Below are 20418 nucleotides of genomic sequence, written 5' to 3' on the forward strand. Positions count from 1 at the left end.
GTGCTCGCCCCCTTCCAATTTAAATAGCACACCTACTTTGATAGCACTTTAGAGCGGCAGCTCAGAATCAGAATCCTCTGTCTTCTTAGCGGGTTCTGTCTCCGTTTTCGTGTCCGTCTGCTGAGCACCGAAAATTAATGCATCAAATTCGTCGGAGGCGTTGGATGAGCGCGCTGCAGCGAGGAATTCCTCCTCTTCGCTTTTTGAGTCGGTGCCAGCTAATTCCTGTGCGACTTTTGAACGTCCTTTCGCTTTCTCGCGAATTTCCCGCATCCGGGACAATTCAGCGGAAGTTCCGTCCATGCTGATGCCGGAAAGCATATCGGCGATTTCCTCTTGCTCTCGCGCCGTGATTAGATCGGCGACTGCCTCAGACTGCTCGCTCTTAATCTTATCTAAATCGCGATGGAGGCTGGTAATCTGAATTTTATGGGAATCAATATCCGCCTGCGCATTTTCGATCTCGCCTTCGAGTTCATCGATGCGCCCCTCTTTCTCTTGTAGATTGGAATTGAACTCTTGGTAAGCGGTAACGCATCGCGTGTATTCGCCGTGCTGCTTGACTTCTTCTGCTGCCATTCCCTCTTTTTGCAAATCAGCAGCGGTCTGCTGTGCTTTAGCGATCGCCCCAGCTTTTAATTCTTCCAAATTTTCGACTTCGCCGGTAAGAGTCTTTAGTTGTGACCTCTTCTGTTCAACAAGTGCGATCAGCTGTCCGATTGCTTGCTTATAGCGTTGGATATTCCCTTTCTTATCGCTGATGATGTCTTCGTAAGCCCCTCTAACGGCTTCGGGGTTTTCCATCATCCGATCCGCTGTTTCGTGGGCGCGGCCCGTCAACGTATACCAGATAGCCTTGAAAAATCGTGTGAATCCGTTTGCCATTTCAGTTTCTCCTGTTGCGTCGTGTCTTATAAGTGCGACCTTATTGTATTGGTTTGCGAGTCGTACCAATATTACTTTGCACGGTTTTGATCCGCGCCGCAAAACTTATCACATCGTATTTTAACATATTTTATCTAAAACTGCAAGAAAATTCTGCATACACCGCAGCGGCGTTTAGCTTTCCGAAATTTTAGATTTACGGTTCGCGTGGATCCCTATAGGAACGACCTTCATTTCCCAGCAACGGGTAGGAACCCGGTCGAGACTTTTCGACAACCTCGCACAAAAAGCCTAAAACTGCTTGACATAAAGGAGATATCTGAATAAAATAGGCAATAAACACGACTTTCAATTAGCAGAAGATGCACATACAACCGACAATACACAAGACATTTTCATACTGGCTGTGGTTTACTGCATTCGGTGTATTGGCATTGATACTCGCCAATGTGCCGCTGTTCAATATCCTTGCGTTTGAGTTTTGTGCTGTGTTGGCACTCGGTATCTCTTTCGCGGGTGCGCATGTAACACTAACAATGGTGCAGCAGATGAAGCGGCAACCCGCTGCACTGATGGGTTCACCCCGACAAATTGTTACTCGGTGTTTCCGGAATGCGCTGATATTTAACTTCGGACTGCTCGTACTACCGCTCGGTATCATTCTGCTGAACGCGCTTCGTATCAAAAACTGTAATTTCAGTGAAGGATTTATCTTTTTTTTTCTATTGTCCGTAATCAGTTGTGTATACGCGACAGCAGGAGGAACATTTTTCGGGTTCTGGATTAAGAGGCGATGGTTGGCATTTTTGGCATATATCGGATTTCTCTTGCTTACGTGTGTTCCGGTGGTTATCAACCTGATATTCCATCCGCCGGTATTCGCATATCACGCAACGTTTGGATATTTTCCGGGCCCGATATACGATTTTGTCATTCCGATAACAAGCACACTGCTCATCGCTCGCGCAGAAACGCTACTGTGGGCACTCCTATTTTTGGGGCTTACCGTCAGTCTATGTGAAATAAGTAGGCACACAGACTTGATGCCTCAGTTGAGGTGGCGTAAACTGTTCAGTTCGCTTACAAAACGTGTCTGGTTGTATCTGTTAGCCGTCTGCCTACTCGGTTTCCAAGTCTATGCAGGTGCGTTAGGCATCCGCCCAACGCGCAGCGATATTGCTCAGAAACTTGGTGGCTTTCGTGAAACTGAACATTTTGAAATTTTCTACGCTCGCGCACTTGAAGGAGAGATTGCAAATATCGTTGAGGATTGTGAATTCCAGTATGCCCAATTGTCCGCTTATCTCATGCCAGACGGGGATGAACTCTCTCAGAAAGTACGTGCTTATGTCTACGCGTCTCCTGAGCAGAAAAAGCAATTAATTGGTGCGGGCAACACATCTGTGGAAGATCCGTTCGGGTATGGGTTTCACATCCACGCCCAAGGCTTTCCGCATCCAGTCTTGAAACACGAATTGGCGCATGTCTTTACCGTGCCTTGGTCGCCTCTGAAAGTGAGCCTGAAGATTGGACTTCATGAAGGGATTGCAGTCGCAGCGGATTGGAGTGAAGGTAGACTGACAGCACATCAGTGGGCAAAAGCGATGCGCAAGATGGAGATCGCGCCCCCATTGTCAGCCATTATGGGAATCGGATTTTGGGGGCATGCAGGTTCGCGAAGTTATCTGCTGGCGGGTTCCTTCGTGCGGTTTCTTGTGGATACCTACGGTATCGAAAAGTTTAAAGGTGTCTTCCGGACGGGTAATTTTGTGAAACATTATGGGAAGGATCTCCAGTCGCTTGAAACGGAGTGGATTGATTTTTTGGAGAGTGTCCCTTTGCGGGATGCCGATATAAACTACACTGCGTACCGTTTAAAGCGGCGGAGTGCTTTTGAACAGGTCTGCACACATGAGATGGCTGCGCTGCGGGATACTGCATGGCAGGCATACTACCGAAAAGATTTTGTCACCGCTGTGAAGACTTTTGGGACAATGCTATCAGATGAACCCGATAACTTAAGCACGTTACGAGGACTTATGTACAGTGCGTATCGGATGCAGGATTACGAGAAAGCGTTATCCTTAGCGAATCGTATTGCAAGCGCGGAAGACACTCGATTCAGTCCAGAGGCATCGCTGCTGATAGGTGATATTTATTGGCTAAAGAACGAATATGAAAAAGCGATGGATGCCTACGTTTCTATTGAAACAGAATATGAAACATTTGAGCGACGGCGTATGAAGCGAATCGCAGCGTTATCTTATCCTGATACAGTCCAGAGCCAACCGAATAGGGCAATGCCAGAAGAACGTTCGCTTCGCCAACTGCTTAGGGATGTACTGGTTGCGTCGAAACCTGTGTCAGAAAAAATGGCACTTTTATCGGTATGTATACAAATAGCACCAGAGCGTTGGTTACCCTATTTCTTAACAGGTGAACTACTTCAGAAAGAAAAGGCGTGGCAGATCAGCAACAAATACCTTCATCAAGCACTGGAACGTTTGATGCCGCAACAGCACGGAAAACTAATATTAGAAGTTCGGAGGTTAATCGGTATCAATGCTTATCAACAAAAAGATTATGAGACTGCACAAACCGCATTTCGGTCAATAGCAGAGAACACAGCACTGCCATTGGGAACCGTACTTTCAGCAGAGAACTGGATACAACGATGCCAATGGGCACAAAGCCGAACGCAGTGAATTCTGTAGCGTCCATTCTGCGTTCTTGAGATGCTTATTGGTGAAAACTGGGTTGACCTACGGATTAACTTCATAATATAATATAAGTATGGCGATTGAGATTTCTTTTAGCGATGATGCAAGTACCGTATTGGACAAAGCAGGTGGATTTCTGAATTCAAAACCGGTCCACCATAATCTGATTCTTACGCTTTTACACGCCCGAGTTGCGCACTTTGAACCCGGCCGCTACTGGGTAGCGACGGATGGAAATGCTGTTGTTGGTGTCGTCTTCCAGTCTCCGTTGAGTTTTCGCGCAGTTGTCACACCGATGGTGCCTGAAGTAGTGCTACCAGTAGTGGATGCAATATCAGACGCAGGCGTAAAGTTGCCCGGGGTGGTCGGAGATGCCGCGACAGCAGCATATTTTGCGGGACAGTGGGCAGAACGGCAAAAGTCGGTAGTGGCTCCGTTCATGGGACAGCGACTTTATGAAGTAGATAAAGTGGAAGAACCTACTACAGTTGAAGGCCACTTTCGCAAAGCAGTTCCTGATGACCGAGAACGCCTCGTTGATTGGGTTCATCGCTTTTACGCTGATATAGGTGTGGGAGAAATCGACGCCGAAGTTATTGTTGATAGCAGGCTCCCTGCTGAACAGATTTGGCTATGGGAGAGTGCTGGACCTGTGTCAATGGCAGCGCGTACAGTACCTGTTGAAGGTGTAATGCGAGTACAACTCGTATATACACCCCCTGAAAGTCGGAACAAGGGATATGCGAGTGCGTGCGTTGCGAGTCTCTCAAAGCAAATTCTCAGTGAAGGGTACCGTTGTATTCTCTACACGGACTTGGGTAATCCTACTTCTAACACTATCTACCGTCGAATAGGTTACCGTGCTATTGCCGAAGCAATCCAATATCGATTTGAGTAAGACGCTGGTAAGCATCTTTATTTTCTAAAATTTATAAGGACACACTATGAAACTTTTCGTGCCGGGAAGAATTTGTCTATTCGGAGAACACAGCGATTGGGCAGCGAGGTACCGGCAAAATAACTCAGAAATTGAAAAGGGCTATACTTTAATAACCAGCACAAACCAAGGCGTATATGCCGAGGTTAAGCCGAATCCAACCCAGCTGATTTTGAATACAACTCTCAGTGATGGCACGCGCCACGGCCCCTATAGCCTACCTATGGAGCGGAGTGCCCTGCTCACCGAGGCTGAAAAAGGCGGATTTTTTAGTTATGCTGCCGGGGTCGCATATCAAATTTTAACCAACTACCGGGTACAAGGGCTGGAAATCGATAATTATCTCACCGATTTACCCGTCAAAAAAGGATTGTCTTCAAGTGCAGCTATCAGTGTGTTGGTCGCGCGTGCCTTCAACCGCACTTATGATCTCAAGATGACAACACGCGACGAAATGGAATACGCCTACCGCGGTGAGACGACAACACCTTCACGTTGTGGACGGATGGACCAAGGGTGTGCCTACCAACGGCCTATCCTGATGACGTTCGATGGCGACAATGTTGATATCCGAGAACTCAGTGTGCCGAAAGACTTATACCTTGTGATTGTTGATCTCGGTGCTGGTAAAGATACACTTCTAATATTGAACCAATTAAATCACTGTTATCCGTTCGCTGAGAGCGAATTAGAGAAAAATGTACAACACTACCTCGGCCCCATAAGCGCACAGATTACACAAGAGGCATATCAAGCACTCCGAGACGGAGACGCAGAAACAGTAGGCAAACTAATGACACGCGCGCAAACTGAGTTTGACAAACATCTGATTCCGGCATGCCCCTCACAATTAACGGCACCTGTCCTTCACAAAGTCCTCAATTATGAACCGATTCAACCTTATATCTGGGGTGGCAAGGGGGTCGGGTCACAAGGTGACGGATCTGCTCAATTTATTGTGAAGGATGAAGAGTGTCAGGAACGTGTTATTGAAATTATTGAACAGGATTTGGAGATGTCGTGTCTGAAACTGGTTATTGAGGCGAGCAGCCACGTCCGAAAAGCCGTCATTCCTGCTGCTGGGTTTGGGACTCGGTTATTCCCTGCTTCAAAAGCGATGAAGAAAGAATTGTTTCCTGTAATTGACAGTTCTGGACAGGCAAAACCAGCGATTATGGCAATTGTTGAAGAGGCGATCAACGCTGGTATTGAGGAAGTGTGTCTCATTGTTCAAAGCGGGGATACCGAACTCTTTGAGTCGTTTTTCAAAACGCCGCCGCCGATTGAACATTACAATAAACTCAGCAAAGAGAATAAGGCGTATTGCGATTATCTGCTGGAATTAGGGAGTCGGGTGACGTTCGTCACACAGGACGTTCAAGAAGGTTTTGGGCATGCCGTTTATTGTGCAAGAGAATGGGTTGGAAACGAATCCTTTTTATTGATGCTCGGTGACCATCTCTACGGTTCAGATGAGGAAAGATGTTGCGCACGACAAGTCGTAGAGGCTTATGAACAGGTAGGACACAGCGTCGTAGGACTTAAAAAGACACCGATTGAGCTGTTGTCAAACTTCGGATGCGTTACCGGCGTATGGAAAGAAAAGGACGCGTTGCTATCGGTAACAGAGTTTTACGAGAAGCCGGACCCTGAGTATGCGATGGAGCATTTACACATCGATGGAATGGAGGTAGACGAGTTCTTGACGGTGTTCGGGATTTATGTAATACAACCGCAGATTTTTGATTTTCTCGAACAGAACATTTCTCATAATCTGCGCGAGCGCGGCGAATTTCAACTCACATCCTGTTTAGACGAATTACGCAAGGCAGATGGGTTTTCAGGATATGTCGTCAAAGGCAGACGGTTTGACATCGGTCTCCCTGAAGAGTATCGACAAACAGTTATTGATTTCAGAAATGCCTAAGGACGATGTCTATGCGTCAGAATGCCGCTTAATCACAACGATTGTAAGGTCGTCGTATTGTTCCGCCTCACCGACGAATCTGTGGACATCATCAACCAGGTGTTGAACCGTTTCTGCTGCACTGGCAGCATCAGGAATTCGCGAAACCGTTTCCTTTAAACGTTCGGTTCCATACATCTCGCTCTCTACGTTGAGTGCTTCAATGAGACCGTCAGTATGAAAGATCAGAAAATCGCCCTCGTTTAGATCGAAGGTTGTGGATTCATATTCTACTCTTTTCATACTGCCAAGCGGTAAATCACCACTTTCAATCTCAATTATATCCGCGCCGCTTTTGAGAATCGGATAAGGTTGCCCGCCGTTGGCATAGTCAATGCGTTGTTCAGTTTCATCAAGGATAGCGAGATTAAGTGCGATGAAACTCGGACCGTACATCCGTGGTGCTAACCCTATATTGAGGTCTCTAAGGATAACTGCAGCTTCGGATTTGAAACGCGAGACTTCATACAACATCCCGTTCGTCAACACAGCGTTCATCGCGCCGCGCAGCCCTTTTCCTGCAGCGTCTGCTACTGCGATAGCGGTCTGTCCGTTCTCTACAGTGAGATAATCGTAGAAATCACCACCGACCTGTGTTGCGGGGACCGACATCCCTGCAATATCAAACGCCTTCGTGTCGGGTGCCTCCGTAGGCAGCAGCCCCATCTGAATATTCTGCGCCTCACTCAATTCAGCACGGATACGTTGCATCTCCGCTTCTTCCTGCTGTCGCATCGCATTGCGTAGCTGCAATGTGTGCCGTCGGTTAACAATAAGACGACCAATCAGAGAGAATACGACCGTTATAAAAATAAGCGTCGGTAAATAAGTTCGCCAGCGCGTCCAGATCGGTGGCGGGATACTAAAATCTACAGCTGCGGGTGGGGCGGTGTACGCCCAATCTTTACGGAACGCTTTAATGAGGAAACTGTAATTCCCCGCCTTAAGACCCGTATATCGGATACGCAGAATACCGTTTTGATTCTGAAATGCCTGCGTAACTCCACTGTTGTCCATAGCCTGTTGGTTCGCCAATCCAGGGGCTGAAAGCGGCACCCATTGGTCAGATGGTATACCAGAACCGGTAGGCAAAAGTGCGAATTCCTCCGTTGAGAGTGTTGTCCAAGCAGGTGTATCCAATCCGATTAATTTAAACTCATAGGAAAGTCCCTCTCGAAGCGAGCTGATCCCTCGGACATTGAAAATTTTAGCACCCCGCGCAGATAGGACTAAGTTGGACGAGAGATCCGTATAAGGTTTATCCGCCTCTAAGGCGGTTATTCGACACTCCGGCAGCCCACCACGCGTGGGTGTGTATTGTGTAACACCCCTTTCAGTTGCAAACCAAATATCTTTATCGGAGGATTCAAGGATTTTTGAGATGTTGTTATGTGCCCAACCGTTTTTTGTAGTTCGGTTGTGGAAGATTTCACCATCGTAGCGGACGGTACCGCCGCCTCTCGTTGCGAACCATATATTTCCGCGACTATCCTCTATTACGTCGCGTACATTGTCCACCAGAAATCCGTCTTCTTTTGTTGTGTAAGTTGTCAGGTTCATCCCATCGTAGCGGACTGCACCACGAGATGTTGCGAGCCAAAGGATTCCTTCCTGAGAAGTCACGGAGGCGTTTGCTGTACCGAGTTCATTAATAGTCTGAGTCTCTTCTAAGACCGTACCGCGATATGTCTTAAGGGCATCTGGAAAGATGAAAGTAAGCTCTTCGTTTTCTTCTGCTGGGTTCTGCCATACTGCGAGCGGGGCAGAAGTAGATTCGCCGTCAAGCACAACCGGTTCACTGGTTTCGATGTTATTCCAGCGGATCAACCTGCCTGTCACCGCATTGAAAAACCATTTACCTGTTGGTGTCGTTTTGAGAAGTGTTGTTGCCTTAAGGTTAAGCACATCCGGCACGATAGGGCGCGTCGTAGATGCTGCGCGATCAATATTCTGCGGGTAACGCTTCACGTTTCCGTTCCCAAAATGCACCCATAGTCTATTTTTAGAATCTCTGTATAAGTCAGTAATCGCAACCGCTCCGGGTTCCATTTCCCGATCTCTTGTGCCTTGGCGAATTTCCATGGTTTTTTCAAACAGAATTCTTTGTGAACCTTTTTCTGTAAGCCATACAAGTCCTGTTGCGTCCGCTTTGAAAAGATGTCCGCCAAAAGCCAGCCATACATGTTCACCCTCGGCAACAAGGACCTCGGTATTGCTATCCGAACGTTCCCCACCGGGTCCGGTTTTTGTCCGAATACGGATGGAAATTTGATGACCGAAACTTGCGTTTGCGTACCGGAAGAATGTATATCGTGTGGAACCGAAATGAGATTCTGGCTCGTTTATGAACCAGATATCTCCGCCGACCTCAAATATTTTCACGATTTCAGACTGCGAACGTCCACTGTGGATGTCTTGCGCCGCCGAGGTAGCCATGTTTTGGGCACGGTCTAACCTTAATGGATCTGTGAAAATGTTTTCACTTCTTATCGGCATACCGATAGGCAGGGCACGGTCTAACCTTAATGGATCTGTGAAACTTTCGTCTGTTTTCGTATTATAACGAGTGACACTCCCTGGAACACTCAACCAGAGGTAGCCTCGACTATCCTCATACATCGTGCGAATCCTTTTAGTGCCAAGCCCGGCATGTGTGCTAACAGCGGGGGTCGGATCAAACACTGTCACGCCATTATTGTGTCCGAACCATAATTTACCATCAACGGCTTCAAAAATCGTCCGAACCTCGTCATTTCCAAGCCCGCTATTAACAGTGCTCGGAATTTCATTGAGGTCTGGATCATATTGATGCATCCCGTGTCCTTCAGTGAACCATAGATTGCCCGATTTATCCTCCAGTTCAAGAATCCCTCGTAGATTTCTGTGCCGCTGCAGCCGGGAACCATTCCATTGTCTGGTGGAGCGGCCATCACTAAACCAGAGTCGATCTTTTGTATCAATTTGGATTGCGGTGGGTCTTCCTATGGCTGTAGGTACGCCTCTTGAAGCTCTACTTCTTCTGGGTACGGTATAAGTCGAAGTTGGAAGAATCTGTTCAAAGTCTTTTCCATCAAACCGCAGGAGCAGGTTATCGCCGCCGAGCCAAAGGTTCCCAGAGACATCTTCAGCTATCGTCTCAATTGGGGTGTCAGCATTTAGGTCGGACATATCGGGTCGCGTGAATCCAGCATTCGGATGGATACGCGGTGTTCCATCGTCCATTTCATCATCAGTATCACCGCCGCCAAGTTCTGTGCGAACCCACGGGTTCTCTCGGAAACTCAGAAGTACGCCGGTCTTTTCCTCTTCTCCTTCGCTCCCACCGAGCCAGAGTGTCCCATCTGTGCTTTGAAAAATAACGCTTATTGTTAAACTTGTAGAACGTATCAGATCTTCACCGATAATTTCATGCGGCTGTGCCTGCGGTAGTCTTTGAACCCCCTGAGCCACGTACTTCGTTAGTACCTGATTTTCACCGACCCATATATCACCCTGCTGATCCGCGATGAGTGCATTCCCAGTACCGATAAAACTGATTGAGCTGCCATCAAACCGACTAATTCTGCCCGATTTTTCTGAAGGATCCTTTGAGAGAAACCAGATGTGTCCCCATTTATCCTCAACGATTTGTTGCGTCTGTCCGAGCAGTCCACCGGCTTCGACATCCTCGGACCCGTCCACTGATCCGGCGTAGGGTTTAAAAGTGTTTTCATAAAACTGACTTACGCCACCCCGATCAGAACCGAACCAGAGAACACCGCGACTGTCTTGGAAAATGACAGGGACAATGGGGCCTACCAGTCCATCAGCAACGGTATAAGTTTGAATTTGCTCAGCTCTGGTATCACCACACACAAGAAACGCAGCAGAAGTTATACTAACGATTAAAATAAGATTTTTAACCGTAGTTTTCAGGTTTCTGAAACTTGCTAAACAGAGGTTAGTATGTATCATAATCTTTTTTGACCAGAGCCATTGCGTCGAAGATTTTGATTAATGATTAATGGGCGAAATCTCGAATACGTGAAATTGCTTCCTTTATGACTTCATCTGGATACGTTAAGGAAATTCTGCAGTACCCTTCACTCCATTGCCCATAGCCGAGTCCGGGTGTTACGACAACGCCTACCTCCTCAAGTAGTGCTGTAGCAAAAGCGCGACTTGAACCGTTGAAGCGATCAGGAACAGGTGCCCAGATGTACATCGTTGCCTTCGGTCTCTCAATCGCCCACCCACCAGCCGTAAGTGAATCCACTACCATGTCTCGGCGTTTCTGATAAACTGCATTTATCGCAGGCGTGACTTCGTCTGCTATTGAGAGTGCCTTTGCACCGGCGAACTGAAGTGCACGGAGTGATCCGTTATCTACATTATCTTTAACAGTTTTAACTGCGTTAACAGCGGTTGGGTTACCAACAACAAACCCTAATCGCCATCCGGTCATATTAAATGCTTTACTCAATGAGAAAAATTCAACGGCTACTTCGGCGGCACCGTCTACTTGCAGGATACTTGGTGAACGATAGCCGTCATAGGTATTTTCGCTATAGGCGTTGTCGTGCGCAATGAGGATACTGTTTTGTCTCCCAAATTCCACGGCGCGCTTGAAGAAATCAAGGTCAGCAGTGGCAGTTGTCGGGTTGTTTGGATAATTGATCCAGAGGACTTTGGCAAGACGTTTTATCTCATCGGGGATAGCATCAAAGTCAACATAGAAATCGTTTTCTCGCAGAAGCGGGGCATAGTAGGTCGTCGCACTCGCACAGACGTGTCCGATGTTATAGGTCGGGTAACCCGGACTTGCTGCAATGCCGATGTCGCCAGGGTTGAGTATGCCAAGTGCCAGTTTAACGATTGCATCTTTACTTCCGAGTGTCGTAGCGACCTGATCATCGGATAGGGAGACGCCGTAACGCCGTTGATAGAAATCAAGAACTGCCTGTGGAAAATCCTCAACGGGGATGTCACATCCGTATCGGTGCCGATCCGGGTCTTCGGGATTCTGGATTGCTTGCACCAGTGTATCGACAACTGGATCCGGTGTTGGGATATCTGGATCACCGATGCCGAGGCTGATGACATCAACACCTCGCGCTTTCGCTGCTTGTATCTTTTGGCGCAAATCCACAAAGAGATAAGGTGGAAGTTTCTGTAACCGTTCTGCGATTGTAATCAAAATTTTCTCCTTTAATAGTTACCAGTAAGAATAGTTGTCAGTCGTCAGTCCGATTTTTTTCTGCGAAAAAAATCTTTCAGTCGTCAGAAAGAGGTTTTGGGATACTCGAAAACCTCTTAACTGATAACTGATAACTATTTAAGATGAAGGATTGCCTGCTGAACTTCACTCAGGCTCTTCATAACGTTTGGACTAAAATGCAAACCTTGACCGCCCCAATCTGGCATATAACCGATACTATAACAGTAATAGAGCGTCCGTCTCGGATTGCCAGAGACATTGATGACAGAACCGTGTGTCAATGCCTCTGTAAAGATGATAGCATCACCCGCTTTCGCCGGAATCGGGGTTAGCACAGGATTTTCATCCGGATGACCTCCCCACGGTTTAGGGAAATTGCTCTTATGTGCCCCCGGTATAACAGCGAAACACCCGTCTTCGACATCACAATCTAACATCGGAAAAACAGCCTTTGTCAAGGTCGAGACCATCTCTCCGTTTTTGCAATGATACTGACATTTCGGAATAATCGGTGTGCCGTGCATGTGCAAGCCTGTATAACCACCACCCCATCGGTAAATCGTGTAGGTATGGTTGAGACGGTAGGGACCACCGGTTACGCCTTGAATCACATCCAACACCTCTGGAATATCAATCAGCGCGTTGAAGGTGCTGTCGGCTTCCATAATATTGGAGATGTAGAGTTCCTTTTCCGTCCGCTCTGTTCCAAGACACAAGGGCGACGGATAGTCTTCGGGCGGCATATTTTCGTACTGATCCAAGACAGCATTGCATGCCTTGACCACTTCTTGTGGAATAACGCCCTTCAGCACGATAAAACCTTGCAAGTCGAATAGATATTTTTGTTCGTCTGTCATGTCGATATTCCTTGCGATGTGTGGTTGTCTGTTGGATATGGGTTTGCAGCGTTTAGCCTGCGGGAACCTTTTACCGCGTGCCTACGGAACAGCTTCATATTTGAGAATCGTCCCATTTTGACCAACCACCCATCCGCTGTTTGTGCTACTTATGTAAATAGCTTTCAGGTCCGTTCGAGTATCTGTACGCTGAGGTCTCCAATTTTGTCCGCCATCCTTTGTATGGAGGACAAGTCCTTCTTTTCCAACAATCCAGCCTTCTGTTTCAGAAACAAAAAACACATCATCAAGAAAGCTTTTCGTATGACTCTCTTGACGTACCCAAGTTTTTCCACCATCAGCGGTGTGGAATATAAATCCGCTGATACCAGCGACCCACCCTATGTCTGAAGAAACAAAGTGGACGGTATCAAGCCAGACATTCTTGCTCTGATCCCATTTTTCAAGTTGTCGACTGAGTTTTGAAGATTTCCAAGTTTTTCCGGCATCATCCGTGTGCAAGGCTGTTCCAAAGAGACCGACTGCCCAACCTTCTCTCTTTGAGGTAAAATGGACATCAAAGAGATTCCAATTTGTTCCACTCTTTTGCCGGTTCCATGTTTTCCCACCGTTGTCTGTATGGATAATTTCACCACCGCTCCCGACGCACCACCCGGTCTTTTCATCGATAAAAAAGACACCAAGTAGATCCTGCTGCGTTCCCGAGGTTTGGCGTTCCCACACAGCACCACCGTTTGTGGTTTGCAAAACCACACCGGCTTCCGCAACTGCCCATCCTTTTTCTGGAGATACAAAGTGCGCAGCACCAAAACACTCAGTCGTACGACTGTCTTGTGCGTTCCATACGTCACCGCCATCCTGAGTGCGTAAGATAGCCCCTCGATCCCCAACAACGTATCCTTCTTCCGCAGAAACAGCACAGACACCTACTAAAAGATGACTCGGACTCGATTGTGATTCCCACGTCACGCCACCGTTGCGGGTGTGAAGAATCGTGCCATTTTCACCGACCACCCAACCGAGTTGCTTCGAGACAAAGTCAACACCCAACAGGACAGCATCCGCGCTGTTGTGAAAACGGGGGCCGCCGCGTTGATGTTTCCATTTTCCTTTCCCACCAGAATCGGTATGCAGAATTACACCTAAGTCGCCAACGATCCACCCATTTTGGGCATCCGTGAAGTCAATATCATAAAGTGTAAAAGTGTGCAACGGTTCTTTGCCAAGATACTCAGGTTGTCCATAACTCGTCTTATGACGTTGATTGCTTCCATCTGTGATGAATTGCCATGTTTGTCCGCCATCGGTTGTCGCGTAGGCACTCCGCCAATCCCCTACAACCCAACCTATCTGTTTGTCAATGAAGTGAAGGTTGAAAAGTGCGGTTTCTGTGGTGAACTGCTCTTCCCAAGTATCCCCACCATCGGTTGTTCGATAGATGTAGCCAGCGTTTCCGGGAGTATTGTAGGTAATAATCCAGCCCAGACTTTTATCTACAAAATGGACCCCTTTCAATGATTTTCCGTTGAACGTCTTTTTATTCACCTTTGTAAACGTCTGTCCACCATCAGTTGTTTTCAGTAATGTGCCTGAGTCCCCAACTATCCAGCCTTTAACTTCGCCTATAAAAGAATCGTGCAGATTGTTTTCTGTGCCTGTTTCAATCTGATGCCATGTTTCCCCACCGTCTGTTGTCCGGATCAGCACACCGTCTTCACCGATACACCAGCCTTCTAAAGCAGAGCGAAAATAGACATTTCGCAACGGCTTGTTGAAAACCCCACTGTTTTGCCTGTGCCACGTTTGTCCGCCATCGTCTGTATGGATGATGAGGCTTTCTGCTTCCTCTTCAGCGTCGAAACCTGGAATTACGTCCACAGCGTTACCGACAGCCCAACCCAGATTTTCGTTCACAAAACAGACATCGTATAGGTGCGAACTCCAATCGCCTTCCATGACGGTTTTCCACTCGTAACGGACGGGTTTCTTGGATACTATATCCTCGCAACCAACCGTAAATAAGGTCGCGACGCATACAATAGCAAATACACAGCCTACGTGTAGCAGATGTGGAAACGTCCAATTAATGACGCTTCTGAAAAAGGACTTCGCTGACATCGTGCAATCCTTTGGGGGCATTCACGACCCACCGTGCAGCGCGAATCGCACCTTTGGCAAACGCCTCTGGACTGTGGGCCCGGTGAACAACACTTAATTGCTCACCTTCAGTCGCAAACAGCACCGTATGATCACCGGCAATATCACCGCCGCGCACGGCATGGATGCCAATCTGCTTCTTCGGTCTCGCACCAACAATACCGTGGCGACCATAGACCCCTACCTCATCTAAATCGCGTTCTAATGCCGTAGCGACTGTCTCTGCTAACCGCAGTGCGGTTCCGCTCGGTGAATCCGCTTTGTGGTTGTGATGTGCCTCTATGACCTCAATATCGTAATCGTCTCCAAGGGCTTTGGCAATCAATTCCAGTGCTTGAATCATCACGTTGACACCGAGGCTCATGTTCGGTGCCATCACGCAGCGAATTTGAGACGCCAGTTCCTTGACACTCGCGAGTTCATCGGCGTTAAACCCCGTTGTTGCGATTATCATCGCTTTATTTGCATCGACGACCTGTTTGAGGTGTTCTAACGTTGCATCGGGTTTTGAGAACTCAATAACAACATCTGCGTTTCCAAGCGCGTCGCTGAGTTCACCTGTAATGGCTACGCCAATCTCACCGATACCTGCGACAACGCCTGCATCGCTCCCGATTTGTGGGTGTTCGGAATATTCAATCGCGCCAACAATTTCCATATCATCTTGTTGGGTAACGCCTTGGATGATGAGCCGTCCCATCCGGCCGCATGCTCCATTAATAATTACACGAATCATTACATTTCCTCGATAAAGCCAGTAAGTAGATATGCAAAGTTAGTCTAACAGAAACCGAGTTTTATGTAAACCTGAAATCGAACATCAGCAGAGCCATTCAATTCTCCATTTTCCGAGCGAATCTTCACCACCAGGCCCGGTAGGTGCGGTTTCCGAACCGCACCGGCTCTTGGAAAAAAAGACGTGAAATCCAATAATTTCTTAAAATTGAATGGCTCTGGAACATCAGCCAGAGGCATTTAGTTCTTCTGTTAGTGTAAGTCTTGATAGTGTTTAAAATGTTATTGAGAAGCGGCATAGGCGGTAGTTTCAATCTTTTCCTAATCTCGCTTGTTCTCCCGCGTGGTAAGAACTCCGAACCAGTGGTCCTGATTCTACATGCCGAAATCCCATTTCTACCCCTGCCTCTTTGAGTTCATCAAACTCCTCAGGGGTATAGTAGCGTTGAATCGGTAGATGGCGTGGCGAGGGTGAGAGATATTGTCCTATGGTAAAAATATCGCACCCGGTGTTGCGGATATCCTGCATTGTTTCCAAAAGTTCCGTCACAGTTTCACCTAAACCCACCATGACCCCGGATTTTGTGAGCATCTGTGCGTCAAGCTGCTTGCTGACTTCAAGGAGCGTCAGCGTCTGTTGGTAATTCGCGTAAGGACGGACGCGGCGGTAGAGACGCTGGACTGTCTCTGTATTGTGATTAAGTACCTCAGGACGTGCTTGCACGATGATTCTAAGCGCGTCCCAATTCCCTTCAAGGTCGGGGATAAGCACTTCCACCGTGCATCCGGGACGATGTTTTCGTGCTTCGGCGATGCATTCAGCAAAGACGCTCGCACCACCATCGGTGAGATCGTCCCGATTGACTGAGGTAATAACGATATGTTTGAGTTTTAGGTAACCGACCGCTTCTCCGAGCCGTCGCGGTTCATCGGTATCAACAACGCCTCCGGGGGCACCTTTTTTCACAGCACAAAACATGCATCGGCGCGTACAGACATCACCCAATATCATGAAGGTGGCGGTCCGGCTGTTCCAGCATTCACCGATATTCGGACATCGTGCCTCTTCACAAACGGTGTGAAGCTGCAAATCCCGCATGAGTTTTTTGAGTTCAGCGTAGTTACCACCGCCCGGAATTCGCGCCTTAATCCACGAGGGGTGTCGACGTTGATCTGTTTTTGCGTTGACTATCGGAAGCGTCTTTAGCATGTTTAATTCCATCCGCTTCGTTATGCATAGGTGGCGGGAGAGGGTGGGAATCGAACCCACCTATCCACTTGCATGGACAAGCCGGTTTTGAAGACCGGTAGAGCCACCAGACCCTATCCTCCCCCATAATCATGACATGTTTATGTTCGTGACAACCGCGGGTGTAATCTTCGGATATTGCCATCTCGAACTGTGAGATTCTGGTTGTCACAGTACTCTAAAAAGGGGACAGCATATTTGCGTGAGGTTTCTGCCGTTTCACGGAATTCAGCAACGGTTATTGTCTCATTTTCGCGAAGGTGTGCGGTTAACAATTCGCTCACTTTTTCAAAAACGGTTTTGTGGATGAAAAAGTTATCCGCTACTTTGACGAATTGCCCCAAATTTAGAAGCGCAAAAAATGTGGATTCAAGGACCTTCGGTGTGTATTCTGGCAGTAACGTGTTGAGTTCGCTGAGTGCGGGGGTATTCATACCCGCCTCCAAGAATAATTTCTCCAGCGTCTCTTTTGCTGTCTCCTCTTCTTCCGAAAACTGAATCTCGTGGGATGCCAGACGGAGCAGATTTCCCTCCGTAACAAGCAGACGCTCAGCAATGAGTCGGTTTTCAAGTTTCTCAAAACCGAGTTCATCCATGCTGAGTTCTCGGCGCAGTTGCGACGCATTTTGACCGACCAGCAGCGGCTGCGCCTCATGAAACCCTGCCAATGCGTCTACTATTTTTTCTTTTGCTGCCGAGGTCCGTGCTGCGTCGGAGACGAGGGGTGTCCTCCCCGATTTATCCCAACGGACAATTTTCCCTTCAGTTTCGAGCCTATTTAAGAGGGTTTTCACATCCGTTTTGGAATGCGGGAGATAGTAATAAAGAAACGATTCTGGGACGCAAAGGGTTTCGCTATTTACCAATACGGTGTTAACTATCTCGGAGTCATCGGCTTCCTCCCATTGTGCTAAAGTGGCAATGGTTTCAGGCGTGAACCGTTTGTGTTTTGGCGCAAACGGATTAATTACCTCACCGCCACCCACTGTATGTTGTGCTGAGAAATCACGTAGAATGATCCGGTCACCTCTAAACGTTAAAATCGGTTGCTCTAAACGGAGTTGGACTTGCACATTGTCCCCGGGCAAAATTGCTTCATCAACCAATAGAATTAATCTGCAAAATATTTCACGGGTACCGAGATACGCCCGAAAACGGCTCCAGTGTTCAATGAGCCTCGGAAACGAGGACAGTACCTGCAAAGACACATCTATATTGTCCGTTACCTGAGAAAATTCTATCGGGCAGAGGACATCGCCGCGTTGAATGCCCTGCGCGGAGGTGCCAGAGAGATTCAACGCCGTTCTTTGTCCGGCTTGCGCGACAGTTGCGGGTTCATTGTGGACCTGTATCCCTCGCACCCGAACAGTGTCCCCTTGCGGAAGAATTACCATCCGCTGGTCTCGATTGATTGTCCCACCGATGAGGGTTCCGGTCACAACAACGCCGAATCCTTGCACAGTAAAAACCCTATCCGCGTATAGCCTCGGTATACCGTCATCTGCCTCTGATTTTGTCGCGAGTGCTACCTGTTCGACAATCGTCTGTTTGAGTGCTTCAATACCGGTACCTGTTATCGCAGAAACACTCACAGTCGGAATCCCTTCGAGACTTGTGCCGACGAGCATCTCCTGTGTCATCTCTGTCGCTTCCGCCAATTCATCAGGCGTTGCCAAGTCAGATTTTGTCATGACGAGGATGCCGTTTGAAATGCCAAGCAAGTCTAAGATCGCCAAATGCTCAAGCGTCTGTTCTTGCACGCCCTCTTTTGCATCGACGACAAAGAGGACGGCATCCATTCCGTAGGCACCGGAAAGCATACTTCGGATAAATTTCTCGTGTCCCGGTACATCAACGATGCCAGCGCGCGAGTTATCGGGCAGATCAAAGTAGGCAAAACCTAACTCAATAGATAAACCGCGCTCGCGTTCCTCCTTGAGCCGGTCTGTCTCCATACCGGTGAGTGTACCGACGAGTGCCGTTTTCCCATGGTCAACATGACCTGCTGTTCCGATGATAAGGTGTCGACTATCTTGATGCATCGTTAATTCCGGTAGTTACTTAGGCTGACATATTAAGGCTTCGCATGGATGAGTTTGCCGATACGATTGAATCTGACGTTACCTACCAATTTCCACACTTCCCATACCTTCGCAGGACGCGCGTCAAAAGACCAATACACCATAAACGCTTGCCCTTTGATGTCGCTAATGTCTACGGGACCCCATGAACGGCTATCACTACTCTGGTCTCGGTTGTCACCCATCGCGAAAACCTTGCCTTTCGGGACAGTAAACGGCTTGCCTTCAGGGAACTTTCGCCTGAATTGACTTGACGTTAAGGTATAATCGAAAAAGACTTCAGTATCTGGCAGATACTCCGGTTGACGGAACGGTGGAAAATCGCCTCTTTTGAAGTGGCTGAAGTTCATGTGTTTTGCATAGTGGGTGTCGTCAACGGCTGCGCCGTTCACATAAAGCGTATTCCCCCGTGTTTCAATAGTGTCCCCTTCAACGGCTACGATGCGTTTGATGAAATTTCGCTCTCGGTCATGTGGCGGAATAAAGACAAAAACGTCGCCACGGGCGGGTTTATGGAAATCTAAAACCTTTATCTCTGTGCCGGGGATTTTAACGCCGTAGATAAACTTACATACCAGAATACGGTCACCAATAAGGAGCGTGTCTTCCATTGAACCCGATGGGATTTTGAACGCCTCAACAACGAAAGGACGTATGAACCCAAAAACAAGAATCAATGCTACAACAATTACTTGGGAATATTCCCATACGATGGTTTTCCGAAATTTTTGCCATTTCGATAATTGGGTGTCGTTGTCATTCATGATATTATATTGCCTTTATGAATAAAGTGTGCTCTCTTTCTTTCGGTTAGTTTGACATGAACGAATCTGGTTCGGAACGGATCAGTTTGCCAATTCGGTTAAACCGGATATTTCCCATCAATTTCCATATTTCCCAGAACTTTACAGGACGATTGGCTACCGACCACCAAATCATGAAAGCCTGTCCCTTAATATCATCTACAGCCACCGGGCCCCAAGTTCGGCTATCGCTGCTCAGGTCCCGATTATCACCCATCGCGAAAACCATTCCTTTCGGAATAATAAACGGCTTGCCATCGGGAAATTTACGTCGAAATTGACTTGCGGTTAAAGTATAATCGTCAAAACTCTCACCCGTTGGGATATATTCTGGATTCCGGAACGGCGGAAAATCTCTCTTAAAGTGGCTGAATTTCAGATGTTTTGTGTAGGTGCTATCATCAACGACCCCACCGTTTACATAAAGCGTATTACCACGCGTTTCAACGGTATCCCCTTCAATGGCTACAATGCGCTTGATAAAATGTCGCTCGTCATGTGATGGAATAAAGACGAAAACATCGCCGCGTGCAGGTTGATGAACATCAAAGATTTTTATATCTGTGCCGGGGATCTTAATGCCATAGGTAAACTTACACACGAAAATATGGTCACCGATGAGCAGTGTATCCTCCATAGAACCAGAAGGGATTCTATACGCATCTACAATAAAAGGACGTATCAGACCGAACACGAGAATCAGTATAACAATGATCGGTTTTGCATGCTCTCTGACCCAGGCTTTTTGTAATATTTGCTGTATGGATAATCGAGTCTTGGTTTGTGTGTTATTCATCATAGAACGGTATCCCTTTTTCCAATGTAGAAACG

13 protein-coding genes, 1 tRNA gene and 1 pseudogene are annotated in these 20418 nt (G+C 47.6%); 4 read left to right on the forward strand and 11 right to left on the reverse strand.

The features are described 5' to 3' along the window. Positions 1-48: 48 nt before the first annotated feature. Complete coding sequence (locus tag OXH00_21245; GenBank protein ID MCY3743549.1) at positions 49-885, reverse strand: hypothetical protein; 837 nt, start codon at positions 883-885, stop codon at positions 49-51. Positions 886-1247: 362 nt separating this feature from the next. On the opposite strand from OXH00_21245, the gene OXH00_21250 reads away from it, so the two are divergent. The 4 genes and pseudogenes from OXH00_21250 to OXH00_21265 all read left to right on the forward strand — a co-directional run bounded on the left by OXH00_21250 (position 1248) and on the right by OXH00_21265 (position 6469). Next, positions 1248-3590: a tetratricopeptide repeat protein gene (locus OXH00_21250; GenBank protein MCY3743550.1), complete on the forward strand. Its 2343-nt coding sequence runs from the start codon at positions 1248-1250 to the stop codon at positions 3588-3590. A gap of 88 nt (positions 3591-3678) precedes the next feature. After that, a complete protein-coding gene (locus OXH00_21255) occupies positions 3679-4503 on the forward strand; it encodes a GNAT family N-acetyltransferase (GenBank protein ID MCY3743551.1) in 825 nt (274 codons plus the stop codon). Between the two features lie 262 nt (positions 4504-4765). Further along, positions 4766-5056 (forward strand): annotated as a pseudogene (locus OXH00_21260) (GHMP kinase). A 501-nt stretch (positions 5057-5557) separates the two neighbouring features. Further along, on the forward strand, positions 5558-6469 hold the full coding sequence (locus tag OXH00_21265; protein ID MCY3743552.1) for a UTP--glucose-1-phosphate uridylyltransferase: 912 nt from the start codon (positions 5558-5560) through the stop codon (positions 6467-6469). A 9-nt stretch (positions 6470-6478) separates the two neighbouring features. Here the strand turns inward: OXH00_21265 and OXH00_21270 are convergent, their stop codons facing one another. From OXH00_21270 to lepB (OXH00_21315), 10 genes are all read right to left on the reverse strand, one after another. Then, entirely contained in the window at positions 6479-10462 is a 3984-nt protein-coding gene (locus OXH00_21270) for a SpoIIE family protein phosphatase (protein ID MCY3743553.1), read from the reverse strand. Between the two features lie 46 nt (positions 10463-10508). Next, a complete protein-coding gene (locus OXH00_21275; protein MCY3743554.1) occupies positions 10509-11684 on the reverse strand; it encodes an aminotransferase class I/II-fold pyridoxal phosphate-dependent enzyme in 1176 nt (391 codons plus the stop codon). Positions 11685-11818: 134 nt separating this feature from the next. After that, positions 11819-12562 (reverse strand): phytanoyl-CoA dioxygenase family protein, encoded by a 744-nt coding sequence (locus tag OXH00_21280; protein ID MCY3743555.1) that lies wholly within the window; start codon positions 12560-12562, stop codon positions 11819-11821. 81 nt (positions 12563-12643) lie between these two features. After that, the gene (locus OXH00_21285) at positions 12644-14680 is read right to left on the reverse strand and encodes a YCF48-related protein (protein ID MCY3743556.1); all 2037 of its coding nucleotides are present in this window, start codon (positions 14678-14680) and stop codon (positions 12644-12646) included. Continuing rightward, positions 14646-15455: a 4-hydroxy-tetrahydrodipicolinate reductase gene (dapB, locus tag OXH00_21290; protein MCY3743557.1), complete on the reverse strand. Its 810-nt coding sequence runs from the start codon at positions 15453-15455 to the stop codon at positions 14646-14648. Before dapB ends, OXH00_21285 begins: the two co-directional genes overlap by 35 nt. A 309-nt stretch (positions 15456-15764) precedes the next feature. Continuing rightward, positions 15765-16664 carry a lipoyl synthase gene (gene lipA / locus OXH00_21295; protein ID MCY3743558.1) on the reverse strand — a complete coding sequence of 300 codons (900 nt, stop codon included), beginning with the start codon at positions 16662-16664 and terminating at the stop codon, positions 15765-15767. A gap of 31 nt (positions 16665-16695) precedes the next feature. Next, positions 16696-16789 (reverse strand) — tRNA-Sec (locus OXH00_21300). Positions 16790-16804: 15 nt separating this feature from the next. Continuing rightward, positions 16805-18745 (reverse strand): selenocysteine-specific translation elongation factor, encoded by a 1941-nt coding sequence (selB, locus tag OXH00_21305; GenBank protein MCY3743559.1) that lies wholly within the window; start codon positions 18743-18745, stop codon positions 16805-16807. 32 nt (positions 18746-18777) lie between these two features. Further along, on the reverse strand, positions 18778-19548 hold the full coding sequence (gene lepB, locus OXH00_21310) for a signal peptidase I (GenBank protein MCY3743560.1): 771 nt from the start codon (positions 19546-19548) through the stop codon (positions 18778-18780). A 46-nt stretch (positions 19549-19594) separates the two neighbouring features. Further along, complete coding sequence (gene lepB / locus OXH00_21315) at positions 19595-20386, reverse strand: signal peptidase I (protein MCY3743561.1); 792 nt, start codon at positions 20384-20386, stop codon at positions 19595-19597. Positions 20387-20418 lie beyond the last annotated feature (32 nt).

The organism is Candidatus Poribacteria bacterium (genome assembly GCA_026706025.1).
Classification (GTDB): domain Bacteria; phylum Poribacteria; class WGA-4E; order WGA-4E; family WGA-3G; genus WGA-3G.

Coding starts and splice junctions, on each gene's coding strand:
- OXH00_21265 (MCY3743552.1), top strand. CDS start 5,558: ATGTCGTGTCTGAAACTGGTTATTGAGGCGAGCAGCCACGTCCGAAAA.
- lepB (MCY3743561.1), bottom strand. CDS start 20,386: ATGATGAATAACACACAAACCAAGACTCGATTATCCATACAGCAAATA.
- lipA (MCY3743558.1), bottom strand. CDS start 16,664: ATGCTAAAGACGCTTCCGATAGTCAACGCAAAAACAGATCAACGTCGA.
- dapB (MCY3743557.1), bottom strand. CDS start 15,455: ATGATTCGTGTAATTATTAATGGAGCATGCGGCCGGATGGGACGGCTC.
- selB (MCY3743559.1), bottom strand. CDS start 18,745: ATGCATCAAGATAGTCGACACCTTATCATCGGAACAGCAGGTCATGTT.
- OXH00_21280 (MCY3743555.1), bottom strand. CDS start 12,562: ATGACAGACGAACAAAAATATCTATTCGACTTGCAAGGTTTTATCGTG.
- OXH00_21255 (MCY3743551.1), top strand. CDS start 3,679: ATGGCGATTGAGATTTCTTTTAGCGATGATGCAAGTACCGTATTGGAC.
- OXH00_21250 (MCY3743550.1), top strand. CDS start 1,248: ATGCACATACAACCGACAATACACAAGACATTTTCATACTGGCTGTGG.
- OXH00_21285 (MCY3743556.1), bottom strand. CDS start 14,680: ATGTCAGCGAAGTCCTTTTTCAGAAGCGTCATTAATTGGACGTTTCCA.
- OXH00_21270 (MCY3743553.1), bottom strand. CDS start 10,462: ATGATACATACTAACCTCTGTTTAGCAAGTTTCAGAAACCTGAAAACT.
- lepB (MCY3743560.1), bottom strand. CDS start 19,548: ATGAATGACAACGACACCCAATTATCGAAATGGCAAAAATTTCGGAAA.
- OXH00_21245 (MCY3743549.1), bottom strand. CDS start 885: ATGGCAAACGGATTCACACGATTTTTCAAGGCTATCTGGTATACGTTG.